General features: G+C 57.4%; 8 protein-coding genes. 6 read left to right on the forward strand and 2 right to left on the reverse strand.

Annotated elements, in window-relative coordinates; translation table 11 throughout:
* The first annotated feature begins 98 nt into the window (after positions 1-98).
* The 6 genes from VSX79_RS06990 (at position 99) to VSX79_RS07015 (ending at position 9971) form a co-directional block, all read left to right on the forward strand.
* Positions 99-1175, forward strand: coding sequence for a restriction endonuclease (locus tag VSX79_RS06990; protein ID WP_326914976.1), 1077 nt, complete (start codon positions 99-101; stop codon positions 1173-1175).
* A gap of 188 nt (positions 1176-1363) precedes the next feature.
* Positions 1364-2257: a 3'-5' exonuclease gene (locus VSX79_RS06995; RefSeq protein ID WP_326914977.1), complete on the forward strand. Its 894-nt coding sequence runs from the start codon at positions 1364-1366 to the stop codon at positions 2255-2257.
* Positions 2258-2259: 2 nt separating this feature from the next.
* Positions 2260-3261, forward strand: a complete 1002-nt coding sequence (locus VSX79_RS07000; RefSeq protein ID WP_326914978.1) for a CHC2 zinc finger domain-containing protein — start codon at positions 2260-2262, stop codon at positions 3259-3261.
* Positions 3254-6430 carry an RNA-directed DNA polymerase gene (locus VSX79_RS07005; protein WP_326914979.1) on the forward strand — a complete coding sequence of 1059 codons (3177 nt, stop codon included), beginning with the start codon at positions 3254-3256 and terminating at the stop codon, positions 6428-6430. Before VSX79_RS07000 ends, VSX79_RS07005 begins: the two co-directional genes overlap by 8 nt.
* The gene (locus VSX79_RS07010) at positions 6427-7320 is read left to right on the forward strand and encodes a hypothetical protein (RefSeq protein ID WP_326914980.1); all 894 of its coding nucleotides are present in this window, start codon (positions 6427-6429) and stop codon (positions 7318-7320) included. Before VSX79_RS07005 ends, VSX79_RS07010 begins: the two co-directional genes overlap by 4 nt.
* A 167-nt stretch (positions 7321-7487) precedes the next feature.
* Positions 7488-9971, forward strand: coding sequence for a helicase C-terminal domain-containing protein (locus VSX79_RS07015; RefSeq protein WP_326914981.1), 2484 nt, complete (start codon positions 7488-7490; stop codon positions 9969-9971).
* 188 nt (positions 9972-10159) lie between these two features.
* Here the strand turns inward: VSX79_RS07015 and VSX79_RS07020 are convergent, their stop codons facing one another.
* Both VSX79_RS07020 and VSX79_RS07025 read right to left on the reverse strand, forming a co-directional pair.
* Positions 10160-11458, reverse strand: a complete 1299-nt coding sequence (locus VSX79_RS07020; RefSeq protein WP_326914982.1) for a DUF4062 domain-containing protein — start codon at positions 11456-11458, stop codon at positions 10160-10162.
* Between the two features lie 382 nt (positions 11459-11840).
* A complete protein-coding gene (locus tag VSX79_RS07025; protein ID WP_326914983.1) occupies positions 11841-13214 on the reverse strand; it encodes an IS1182 family transposase in 1374 nt (457 codons plus the stop codon).
* Between the last annotated feature and the right edge of the window lie 14 nt (positions 13215-13228).

Raw genomic sequence — 13228 nt, forward strand, 5'->3', positions numbered from 1 at the left:
GTTAATTGCTGTCGCAGCCTCCAACTATATCTTCGCGTAATTTGATGCCATGTATGGCCAAATAAGGTTGACAGAGGATCGGCTGGGGAGGAATTTCGATGTGGCCGTTTTCGAGAAAAGCCGGAGCGGCGGAGTCCGAACAGGCAAAGCCGAGCACGCTTCCGCATGATGTCCTTGCGCAAGGCATATTGCTCACCACCTGCAGCGGCGTCCGCCTGGCAGCCGTTTATGCAAACATGGCTGGCTTCCCCGACGAAATCATCACGCCCGATAATGCGGCGCGCTTCGACGAGATCATCCAAGCGCCTCCCGCCTTCACGCAGGTGGGGATCGAGGTTGGCGTCAATCGGGTGGTCGAGGGCTGCAACATGCTTTGTCAAAGCGGGGCCTTCAATACCTTAATCTTCGGCGTCACGGGCCAAGATCATGCCGCCAATCGGCCGGAGCTTGAGCGCTTTTGTTCAGCGGTTCAGCGCCAAGGGCTGAATAGCCTCTGCGCGCAAGCCGGTTTTGATCTTCGGACCTTTTTGACCGAGACGAGCACAGAGCGGCGCAAGGCCGATCTGCGGGCGCTGTTCGCAAAGCTCGAAGAGAAGCGAGACTATTTGAAACCGCTCTTGCTCCGCGCGCGCGCCAAGGGGCGGAACAAATACGGCGACCTTGATTATACGGATTATGTCGCCGAGCTCGCCGAGTTCCTCCGGACCTATTTCCAAGCGGAGGATCTTCAATTTTTCTACAATCGCGTCCCGCTGCTGGCTTGCATGAATTTTATCGAGGACTGGTTTGCCGAAGGCCTAAATCCGCTCGCGATGCCGCTTGATGGGATTGATTTTGAGCATTGGTGCGCAGCGAGGATAGAGGCTCAAGGCTGGGCAGTTCGGGTGAGCAAATCGACGGGCGACCAAGGCGTCGATATCGAGGCAATGCGCGGCGGAAAAATGGTCGCGGTTCAATGCAAACGCTATCAGCAGCCGATCGGCAATAAGTCGGTGCAGGAGGCCTTTACGGGCATGACGCATTACCGCGCGGACCTTGCGGCGGTGATTGGCACGGGGGGATTTACAAAGGCGGCGCTGGATGTCGCTGCAAGCAGCGGCGTCATTCTGCTCGATGCGGAAAATATAAGCGAATTTTCGTCGATCGTGGAAACGCGCTTGCAACATATGGGATAGTGCATCTGTCTCTAACAACCGCTTTTGCGCGACGGTACGGATACCTCTGAGACCGAATTCGCCTTGAAGCGGGATCGGCGCTTATTGAGTTAAAGAGTCATTATGCCCGATTTAGGAGGCCGAGAACAATTGGTTCCGGCTCTTGCTTCGCGAAGCGCAGCATGCGACCAGCCGCCAGGGGAGGGTTCGTGACGCAACGCGACAAATTAGAGAATATGGCAAAGTCGCTCGAAAACTCGGGCGATTACCGGGTGCTTCGTCGCGTTCCGTCCCATGTTACTTCAGGTGAGACTGAAGGTCCTCTTCCACATATAGGCATCGTTCTTGATACTGAGACCACGGGGCTTGATCACGAGCTCGACCAAGTGATCGAGCTTGGCATGGTCAAATTCCACTTTGGCTCGGACGGGCGCATAGGCCCGATCGTCGATCGTTTCCAGGCATTTCAACAGCCGGAATCGCCGCTTAGCGATGAGATTGCTCGACTGACAGGCCTGACGGAGGGAGATCTTTGCGGTCAAGCCATCGATCCGGATGCCGTTACCGAGTTCGTCAGGGAGGCGGCCCTTGTCATCGCACACAATGCTGCCTTCGATCGCCCCTTTTCCGAGCGCCTAAGCGCTAACTTCGCCAATCTTCCCTGGGCCTGCTCAGCAACAGACATCAACTGGAAAGCGGAGGGCGTTAGTAGTTACCGCCTCGAGAATCTGCTCGGGCATTTTGGCTATTTTCACGATGCGCACCGTGCAATCGCCGATTGCGAAGCGCTCCTATTCATTTTGTCGCAGCCGCTGCCAGTTTCCGAAGGCACCGGCTTTGCCGCCCTTCTACACGCCGCACGACGCCCGGCCGCGCGGATTTATGCGGAGGGTGCTCCGTTCGACGCGCGCCATGTCTTGAAAAGCCGCGGTTATCGATGGAACGATGGTCAAAACGGCTATCCGCGCGCTTGGTGGCGCGATGTCGATCCTGACGCTGTCGAAGATGAACTTGCGTTTCTGGCAAACCATGAGACGCATCCCGAGGCGCTGGTACTCCGCATGAGCGCGCGAGACCGCTTCCGCTCACTGGTTCGCAATTGAGGATGGCTGCACGCCGGCCCCGCCTCGACTGGTCCGCAGCGAAATCGGTCCCCATTCTGAGCGCAGCGCAGTTGCTGGGCGCCGCCCTGGTAGACAAGCGCCAACAGCGCTGTCCGTTCGAGGATCATCCCGACGATACGCCATCCTTCTCTCTCGATTCATCGAAAAATCTGTTTCTCTGTTTCGGTTGCGGCCGCAAGGGATCGGTGATCGAGTTTGTCGCTGCGTACAAAAAGGTTGGCAATGCCGACGCATGCCGCTGGCTCCTCGGTCTGCCGGCCGATGCAGCGCCCTTACTACCGGCAAAGCCAATCCGCTCCCCGTCGGCGACGCCTTCTGCGGCCGCGGATCCAGAGATATATGAGGCGCTTCTCACCCACTCTCCAATTGGTGTTTCCGGTCGCGCCTATCTTGCGCAACGTTGCATTGGCTCTGCGACGGCGGAGCTGTTTCGGGTTGCGCAGATCGCCAATCCCGCGGCGACCTTGCGGGCGCTCACCGATCAATTCGGCGCGAAACGTGTCGCCGCATCCGGCTTGCTGACGGCGCGTGGCTATTTTCGCTTTCCACACAACGCTTTACTGTTCGCGCATTGCGACCGGGGAATTCCGCTCTTTCTCCAGTCAAGGCGGCTCGACAGTCGCACGCCACGCTGGATGGGGCTTGGCGGTATCAGCAAAATACCGTTCAATCTCGATGCAATCGAAGGTGTCAGCGAAGTGTATCTCGTCGAAGGTGCGATAGATGTGTTGTCCGCACATGAGTTGGGACTAACTGCGATCGGCTTGCCAGGAACCTCGGCTCCGCTTTCCTCGGAAATCTGTCGTCGGCTGCGGCACAAGACCGTGTATATTCTGCCTGACAAAGATACATCGGGCGCACGCATAGCAACCAGCACGCGCGAAACGCTGCTCAGCTACGGTGTGCTTGTCACGATCCAACGCTTCAAAGCCGGCAAGGATCTGAACGACCATCTCGTGCAAGAGCGCGGTCATCATGCGTAATTATCGTGACCTCATAACCAGCCCCGAAAACATGGCTTGGGCGTGGCGGAAGGCCCGGCGCCTCTATCTCGAAGCTGATGGCTTCGTCGATTTCGGCGAGATTGCGGAGTTTGAACTCGATATCGAGCGTCAGCTCGAATTGATTGGCCGCGATCTTGCGAGCGGGGCTTACCAGTTGACGGAGCTTGCGCATCTTCCGCAGCCCAAAAAGCCCGACGAAAATGGACCGCGCATGCGGCAGTTTTTTCACATCGCAGTGCGCGACCAAGTCGCTTGGCTTGCCATCGCTAACGTCATCGGGCCGACGCTCGATTATAAGATGCCGAAATGGAGTTATGGCAACCGGCTATACAAGGCGGCCTGGTGGGAAGAGCATGGCGGAAGCGATACGCTCCAGATCGGCCCATATCGCCATTCGAGCGGGCGCCTGTATCGCAAATTCCAGCACAGTTGGCCATTGTTTCGTAGACATTTGTCGCTCACGGCGCGGGCCATGGTGGATGGTATCGGCGACCCGGAACTCCTCGACGAGCCTGAAAGACATGCGCTGCAATATGAAGAGAGACCCGCCTATCTCTTCCCGGACTATTGGCCTGCGCTCGAAGGCAAAATGCTGTTCCACGCTTCGCTTGATCTCGAGCGCTTCTATCCCTCCATCACCGCTCAGTCGATCCTGCGCTCCTTTGAAAGCCATCTCGACGGGTTCAGCGGCGACCCCTGGCTTAAGCCGCTGCTTTCGAAGATGCTCTCGTTCACGATCTCGGAAAAATCCAGTTGTCGGCTTGCCGACGAACTCGTCCAGCCGGTAACACAAGCAGGCGCATTCCCGCACATCCCCACCGGGTTGATGGTCGCGGGACTTTTAGCGAATGCCGCTATGCTGCCGATCGATGACGAGGTGGAACGCGCGCTGCTTCTTAAGCGGAATATCGCCCATTTCCGCTTCGTAGATGACCATGCGATTCTCGCGCCCGATTTTGAAGAGTTGGTCGCGTGGATCAAAGATTATGAAGCGATCTTGAACCGCCACGACATCGGCGCCAAGATATCGGCAAGCAAATATGAGCCTGAGAGGCTCGCCGCGGTCATCGCTGGGAGCGCTGACTCGGCGGTGACGAAACAGGTGGCCAAGGAGGCTGAACTTGACGGCGCTCAGCCGGTACGTCTCATTACCAAGACACTCGCGCTGGTTTCAGATCTCGCCAACGCCGATTTCGATATTTTGCCGGAACAGTCGCGCACCCAACGGCTTGGCGAACTCGAATGGCTACTTCTTGCCAGCATGCCCGATACCGAGATCCGTGCCGACACCCGCGCTGCATTCGCTGCGGGTAAGATCGCACAACTCGTCCCGGTCGCCTTCAGTCCCTCTCCCGATCTCGTCAAGGCGTGGCGCAAGCTCAGCCGGTTGCAGTCGGTTAAGCCTGAACTGCAAACGCCAGACTACGCCGAGGCTTTCGCCGGGGCGAAAGCGGAACTCACCGAACACTCGAGCGCCGATCTCAAGCGCTATCAGAGGTTGATCGGCCATTATTTCAAACTAGTCGAGCGCGCATTTACCGATCATCCGAACCGGGCCCGCCTCCTTCTTCGCCTCTTCCGCTACTGCCGAATGACGGGCCATGGCGGATTTACCGATACACTCGGCTGGATCGAGTCGCAATCTAAAGGCCCGCACGGACCAACCGCCGAATATCTTTCCGCGCTCGCACTTCAAGCGCTCGCGACCAACATCGCCGCAGCAGCGTTCGACGTCGGGGACCGGAGTCTCCTATACCGCGAGCGGGTGGCAGCGCGGCGCTTCCTCCTTGCTGCTGGCAACGGCAAATCGGTGAAGGCGGTCCGCGCGATATTGGCGAGTGCGCGCGAGCGGCATTGCTGCGACGCGAGCGCGCTGGCGGCGTTGCAGGCGGCGGTTGCTTTCGCGCTCGCTGCCTCGACACGAAAGTCAGGATTCGCCCCCATCGCAACGCGCATGACCGTACTCGCGGATGCGATCGCCGCGCCGCGGCTGACTTCGGATTCGGCCTCCTGGAAGGATGCTACGGGGCGGCCGATCGGTGTCTGGGTCCATTATCTCGAAATGCTTGGACGCGCGCGCGAGCCTTCTCTGGCATGGCGTATTTCAGCCCAAGGTCATGATCCTGCGGAGCTGCTGGACTGGATCGATTTGCGCAAGCATCCTGAAAAACTGCCTCCTCACGCTGCGGAGTTTTTGCGGACGCGTCCGCCGCGCGAGCTGACCGTGAGTGATGCAGGCTGGCTTCTCGATCATCGCCGCTCTCCTGCGGTGGCAGGCTCCTTGGCAATCGAGAACAGTCCGGCAGGTCTCAGCGTGAAAGCATATGAAGAAGAACGTCGAGGGATAGACGGTTTCCTGTCGCTTCAGGAGTGGACCGCCTTCCTTGGCGCCAACAAACAGACGTCGGACCCGCGTGCGAGCGAATGGACCGCGCTCGAAATTATTCGGCGGCTCCTCGATCACGTAACGAGCTTCGGAACTGGCAGCATTGCAGACCTTGATGAACTGCACCCGGCGAACATTCTGCTTGATCGCGCTTGGACCGAAGGGCCGGGCAAGGGGACTGTAAACACGGACCTCTGGACCTGGACGGCGTGGCATGCCCACGCCAGAAGCGCACCACTCGCGGTCGTCGCTCAAAAAATCGAAGACTACCGACGCCAACCGCTCAGCGGGCCCAATCTCGATCCCGCCGAGCGATGGACCTATCAGTTGCGAGGCTGTGGCCTGCTTCTACTAGGTCTTGTCACAGAGGATTTTTCTCTCCCCGCGTGGTGGAATGTTCGTGGCCTCGAGCGCGACATTGCAGCTTTCGTGCGCCATCGTCTCGAAGAGGCGATCATCTCCTCGCGGTCGCAAGCAATCATTGAAGCGGCCACGCTTCCTCGCAGCATAGAGACGCGACTTATCCAACGAGCGCCTTGGGCGTTTTTCGGCGACCGGACGACTGCCGTCGTCACCGATACGCGCAACGATCCGCCTTTGCTGCGCGACATCGAGGATTTGAAGGTCGCCGTTGCCAATGCGCAAGCCGTACTCGAGCACAACCAGCTCACCGTTCTTAACCATGCGCCGCGGCAGCTCATCCCGATGAACATCATTCAGTTAAGTCAGAATGCCGTCGCGATTCCGGATTTAGAGGCATGACCCTTACCTCGTTCGAAGATGCGCTCCGCGTCGGCATCATCCAGACAACCATCGAGAATACCTCGGCATGGACCGAGAGCGTGCAGATGACCCGTTACGAGGAAGAACGTGTAATTGCCGAGATTCAGCAGCATGTGGCCTCCCTCTCGCTCGAAAAGCCGCGCCCGCACATAATCTTGCTTCCGGAGCTTTCCGTGCCCACGGGTTTCCTCCAACGCCTCAGACGCATTTCAGCGCAGACCAATGCGATCATCATCGCAGGCATGGACTTTCATGTCACCGAGAGGCATCCGACGAAGAAGGTGGTGAACCGCGCTGCCGTGATCGTGCCCGACGGCTGGGGGCGGCGCGATCGGTCGACGCGAACGACTATATCCTATGTGGGCAAAACCTATCCCGCTTGGCGTGAAGATCAGTTTCTCAAGAAGCTGGGGTACGAATTTCAGAAGACACCTGAAGTCTGGCTATTTGAAGCGGGACCGTTCGGACGTTTCGCGGTCGCGATCTGCTACGATTTTCTCGATCTGGAACGCGTAGCGATGTACCGGCTGCGAATTCAGAACCTGTTCGTCATTGCCTACAATAACGATCTTTCTTCCTTCGAGCATGCCGCGGAGGCGCTGGCGCGAATGATCTACTGCAACATTGTAGTATGTAATACCGGCCATTTTGGCGGGTCTGCAGTGCTCTCGCCATACCACAAGTCTGAAAAACGACTCCTCTATCGGCACCAGGGCAACGGACTATCGACAAGCCAGACGGTAAGCCTGCCGATCGCGTCGCTTATTGAGGCGCAGTCAGGGGGCGCAAAAGGGGACTTCAAAAGTCTGCCGCCAGGTGCAGAGGCCAATCCGGGCCTTATCGAGATCGAGACGTCGATCCTTCTTTAGAATGCGAAGATGCCAGACAGCGACGGCCAAAGTCGTCCACGAGACAGTGTGGATCATCGGACCCGAAAAGGTGTAATCTAATGAAACAGGCAATGATGCCGATTAAAAGTATATCGTGCTCAGCTATCAATCCCTCGTAAAATCCAATCTACGAATCGGAGACATGAATGCTTGATTTTGGGGCACTGGCCGGCGGCGGGGGAAATGGAACTCCTGTTCTCGAACCGCGGAAGATTTTCACAACGCTGATCCGGCATCCGAGATTCAAATTCCCATCCGCCAATCAGGGCGAGGTGCTCGATAAATGGTTTGAACTTCGACCACGGCGTGACAATACGATCAAAATGAACACTGGGTCGGGCAAGATGCTAGTTGGACTCCTGGCTCTTCAGAGCTGCCTCAACGAAGGCATATCACCCGCAGTCTACGTAGTCCCCGACAATTATCTGCTTCATCAGGTCATGATTGAGGCGCGAGATTTGGGAATAGATGCGACCGACGACCCGGACGATATTGCATTTCTTTCCGGCCGAGCGATCCTTGTCGTCAATATCCATCGGCTTGTGAACGGCAGGTCTGTCTTCGGGGTGGGTAGCGTCCGCAAATCCATCGGATCAGTAGTAATTGATGATGCTCACGCATGCCTTGCCACCGTGGATGATCAGTTTTCAATCACTCTCACCGCATCCCACCCGGTTTTTGACCAGCTTTTGGCGATTTTCGAAGACGATTTGCGGCTGCAATCTGAAGTTGGACTAATTGAGCTAAAATCCCAGGACCCTCACTCTATCATGCTAGTCCCGTTCTGGGCGTGGTACGATAAGCGGCAGCGGGTTCTCGAGGTCCTCCACCCCCACCGTGATGACGACGATCTTCGATTTAAATGGCCGCTTTTGAAAGATGTCCTGGCGCATTGCCAATGCGTCATGAGCGGGAGAGGTCTGGAGATCTCGCCCCGCTGCGTCCCCATCGAGAGAATTCCGTCGTTCAGCAATGCTCGTCGCCGGATATACATGACTGCGACCCTGGCCGACGACGGAGTTCTCGTCTCAAAATTGAATGCGGACCCGACGCTTGTTATCGATCCGATCAAGCCTAGGGGAGCTGGAGAAATCGGCGATCGGATGATACTGGTTCCCCAGGAGATTAATGGAGCAATCACTGACGACGAAATCAAGGCGCTCGCCGCTGAGGTCGCAACTACAAAAAATGTCACCGTCATCGTCCCGTCGGAGAAGAGAGCTACATATTGGGCCGATGTTGCCGGCCAAACTTTGAAGTCGGAATCGATCGCAGCGGGGATCGACAGACTAAAAAGCGGCCAGCATGTCGGCATAACCGTACTGATAAACCGATATGATGGCGTCGACCTCCCCGAAGAGGCGTGCCGCCTTCTGATCATCGACGGGCTCCCGGACGTTCTCGGGCTCGCAAGCCGAATAGAGGCGGCGGCCCTTGAAGGAACCGATATCGTTCTCCTTCGGCAGATCCAAAAGCTCGAACAGGGAATGGGTCGTGGCGTGCGATCTTCTGAAGACCGATGTGCAGTCCTCTTGCTGGGCAGCCGTCTTGCGGAAAAAATCAATCAACCGAACGCGCAGGATATGTTCACGTCGGCGACGCTAACCCAAATAAAACTTGGTCGAGAGGTCGCTCAGCAGGTGAAGGGCCAACCGGCGAGCGCGCTTCGCCCCCTCCTCGACTATTGCATCAACAGAAATCCCGAATGGTGGCAAACCGGGCGCTCACGTCTCGCGCACGCTCCCGAAGGGCCTCCGAGCCGCATCGCAGGGTCGATCGTACTCCAGCGCCAGGCGTTTGACCTGCTAACCACCTCTCAATTCAAGCCGGCGGAAGAGAAGCTGCAGAAGATGGTGAACGCCGAGGCAAACCCGGCAGTCAGGGGCTATTTTAAGCAACAGCTCGCTGAAGTCATTCAACTACGGGACCCAGTTGCGGCGCAGGCCACACTATTGTCAGCGGTCGGCGATAACCGCCGGGTAATAAAGCCGCTCGCCGGAATTCAGCATGTCCGTATCTCGGCGCCGGCAAGTCAGGCGGCAGCGAGCGGCAATTTCATGGCGTCGCGATTCGTCGACCCCAACGGTCTCATACTCTTCACAAATGCCCTCGCCGAGGATTTGAGATGGGATGAGGACAACACCGACAAGTTCGAAGCTGCCGTTCGCGACCTCGGTTCGCTCGTCGGATTTGGCTCTCAGCGCCCCGATAACGAGTATCGCGACGGCGGTCCGGACAACCTCTGGGCGGTGGGTGGCCTGCATTATTATGTTATTGAGTGCAAAAGCGGTGTGAAGAATGACGGACGGCTCATCTCCAAAGACCATTGCAATCAGCTGCTAGGCTCCGTGTCGTGGTTTCAGAGCAACTACGACGGCACGTGTACGCACACACCGATCCTGATCGAGCCCGTCAATCGATTCCAGCAAGAAGCTTCGCCGTCGGCTGACATGCGGATCATCGAAAACGAAAAGCTTGAACTTCTGCGGCAGGGAATTCGGTCGTTCGGCCGCGTAGTAGCTTCTCTCGGGCGTTATGATGATCACATGGCAATCGCCGGGCATCTCGACAGCCATAACTTCACCGCGTCGAAGTTTTTAACTGGCTACACAAAAGCATTTACAAGCTAGTCGCGCGAGCTGCAGAGTTGAGTGGGAGTAGTCCCGCTGTCGCCTGCGCGATCCCAAGATCGAGCGGAAGGGGAACATTTTCGTCCACACTAGCGGACGTGACTGCTGCCTCACCCGCAGTGAGTATTTTGGGGTTCATATTACGCGCGATGGGATCGCGCTACGAAATTACCTTTTCAGCGCTCCGATTAATTCTCGTCAACTTCCTCGCGCCTCGCGGTACGCAGACCCATCGCTTTGCGAAGATCGGCGACCGACACTCGTTCGGCTTGAATAGCTTCTTCGAAGCCGACGATGGGTGAGAATGGCATCAGGTCTGGCATTTGGAAGGGATTGCCTTCAAGATGAAAGATCAAGGATTGCGCTAGGTTACCGATGTTGATCCACCGGTGTGCAATTGAATTGACCATAGCGACCTTCATTGCTGGAAGCTCGATAGTGCCCGTCTTCAAACCGCCCAAAGCGCGCGGTGTGGTCTCGAAGATGACCGAATGATTCTCGGTGGTGTTCTGCGCATTGAAGCGACGGATCTCGTCCAGCAACTCCGACAAAGCGTCATAAGCGGGGCTCTGAACATACTCACCGCCTTCGGCATCGTAGTCGAGGAAGATAGTCGATGTCAGCGCGTCATCGATGACGATCGTGTCAAATCGCAGACCGAGCGCCTGAATGAAGATTGTTGTGAACTTGCCCCAACTCTCGAGATCGACCGGCACCGAATCCTCGTCACGCATTTCGATCGTTACCGGATTGGCATCGAGCCCTTTTTTGAGCGCGTTGCGAAGATCAAGGACTTTGCCTTTATGCATTGCGCAAAGGCCGCTCATGACGATCAGAAGTTCATTCTGCAATGCTTTGCGGTAAGCAGCCTCCTCCGAGGTCAGACCCGTAAATGCGAGAGGTCCGAGAACGTCATGGATATCGCGAAAATTCTGGAAGCGGTGCAGCCAGTTCCCCGTTGGCTTGGGTCCGCCTGACGCGACAGCTCGGCTGGTTTCTGTGTTGCGGCCAGCCTCAGCAATGAAGGCTGAAATAAACTCGGCGTCGTTCGCAAATTTGCTTGGTGCCCTCACGACTGCCTTGCGTTCACTGTCTGTCAGCTCAAGCTCGGTCAAATAGCGCGCAAGCTCCCTTCGTTCCTCCTTAAGCTGCCAAACTTCATCGCGCACGAAGGTTACCAACCGAAGTTTGCCCTTCCGATGCAGGTCATACGCGGTGCGATATTCCTGCTGGGTGATGCTGACGCGGTTCGCAGCGTCATACCAGCCTCCAACCCGGGCCCCGATCAACAGAACGAAAAAGTCCGCCTGCTCAATATTGGTGAGGCATGCCTCATAGCTATGCTGATCGAGAGTGCCACCGAAGTCGTTGAACTCTGACGCCAAGACCCGGCACCCCCTTTCTTCGAGGCTAAACTTGATTGCGCTGCGAAGATCGCGAAAATCATAAATCGTAGACGATAGGAAAAATGTCGGGCGGCGCGCCATGTCAGTCCTTTGACAAATAGGTGATCAGACTACCGGATAGCGCGGAAGCCGATTTCGGGAAGCATGATTATTTCCGAACTAATCCGATGGTCCGAATGGCCCAATGGATCATGCTGGTTAGGTCTTCCACTTGCCAATTTTTCCGGTCGACTCTCAGCGCTATGCTGAAACGGCATCGCGCTTCCGGGATGCGATTTCAGCATTCGAATTGACAAGAATCCGCGTATTCCGACACCGTGACCCTACACCCCGAATGGCGGGTTTCGGGCAACCGTCCCGCTGCCAGCTTCGACTGAGATGAGGCGTATTCTGTTGAAGAAGTCGCCCGGAAGCGATGCCGAGGATCGAAGCGGACGCGGGGCGCACGACCTCCGCATCTTGATCAGACGGTGGCGAGGTGCTGGATCGGGAAGATCTTTGCCATTTTCCGGAGGTTTTGGGCCGCGGCGGCGAGGTGGAACTCGTCACGGGCACCATTGGGGCCGCGCAGACGCAAGCGGTCCAGTTTCAATATTCGCTTGAGGTGGGTGAACAGCATTTCGACCTTCTTTCGCTCTCGGCTCGACACAAGATAGGCGTCGGTTGTGGCGATGTCGCGAGCCATGTCGCGCGCGCCTTCGTGGATTGAACGCGTGATCTTGCGGGCTGGCGCATTGGGCGTGCATTGCGGCTTCAGAGCACAGCCTTCGCAGTCGTGCTGACGCGCGCGGTAGCGGATGGAGCCGTCCTTATCGATCCCGGTGCGCGGTGTACTGAAGTTGCGATTAGACCGCCGCAAGTGGTTGCCACCCGGGCAGATATAGCTGTCGTCGTCATAATCATAGATGAAGTCGACGCGCTCGAAGCTGCCGTCATTGCGACCGGATTTTTCGAACACGGGGATATGCGGCTCGATGGCTTTCTCTTCCACTAGCCACGCCAGGTTCGCGGCGGAACCATAGGCTGCGTCCGCTACAAGCCGATGCGGCCAGATGCCGAAGCGCTCCTGTGTCCGGTCGATCATTCTTCGCTGCGCTGTCACTTCGGCCTGCCGTACCGACGTTGTCGCCTCGACATCGACGATTACCGCATGATCGAGGTCGATCAGATAGTTGGTGCTGTAGGCGTAAAAGGCCCGCTCGCGCGTGGCCGCGGTCCAGCGGGAGGCAGGATCGGTCAGCGCGATCCGCTTCGGCTGGACAGGCGTCGAACCGCCGAACGCCGCATCGTCCAGCACCTCCAGATATTCTCGAACGGCGCGGCCGGTAACATCGGGCGGCAGACCTTCGTCCCCCGGCACCGATCGCCGGCGATATACATCAGCCCGGATCAGGCTCGCATCGACGGCAAAGCCTTCGCCGCCGACCAAGCCTTCCTTTATGCAGCGCGACACCGTCATCTCGAACAGCTCGCGAAGCAGATCGCTGTCGCGGAAGCGGCCATGCCGGTTCTTCGAGAAGGTCGAGTGATCAGGAACCGCTCCATCCAGCCCGAGCCGACAGAACCAGCGGTAGGCCAAGTTCAGGTGCACTTCCTCGCACAGCCGACGCTCTGAACGGATCCCCATGCAATAGCCGATGATCAGCATCCGGATCATCAGCTCCGGGTCGATCGAGGGGCGACCCGTCTCGCTGTAATAGGGGCGTAGATGCTCGCGCAGATCGCCCAGATCAACAAAGCGGTCGATCGACCGCAGCAGGTGGTCCGTCGGCACATGATCCTCGAGGCTGAAGCTGTAAAACAGCGCCTCCTGCATCACCGTTCGCTCACCCATCATCAGCCTTCTCCCGA

It is taken from the genome of Sphingopyxis chilensis, from assembly GCF_035930445.1.
In the GTDB taxonomy this organism is placed as follows: domain Bacteria; phylum Pseudomonadota; class Alphaproteobacteria; order Sphingomonadales; family Sphingomonadaceae; genus Sphingopyxis; species Sphingopyxis chilensis.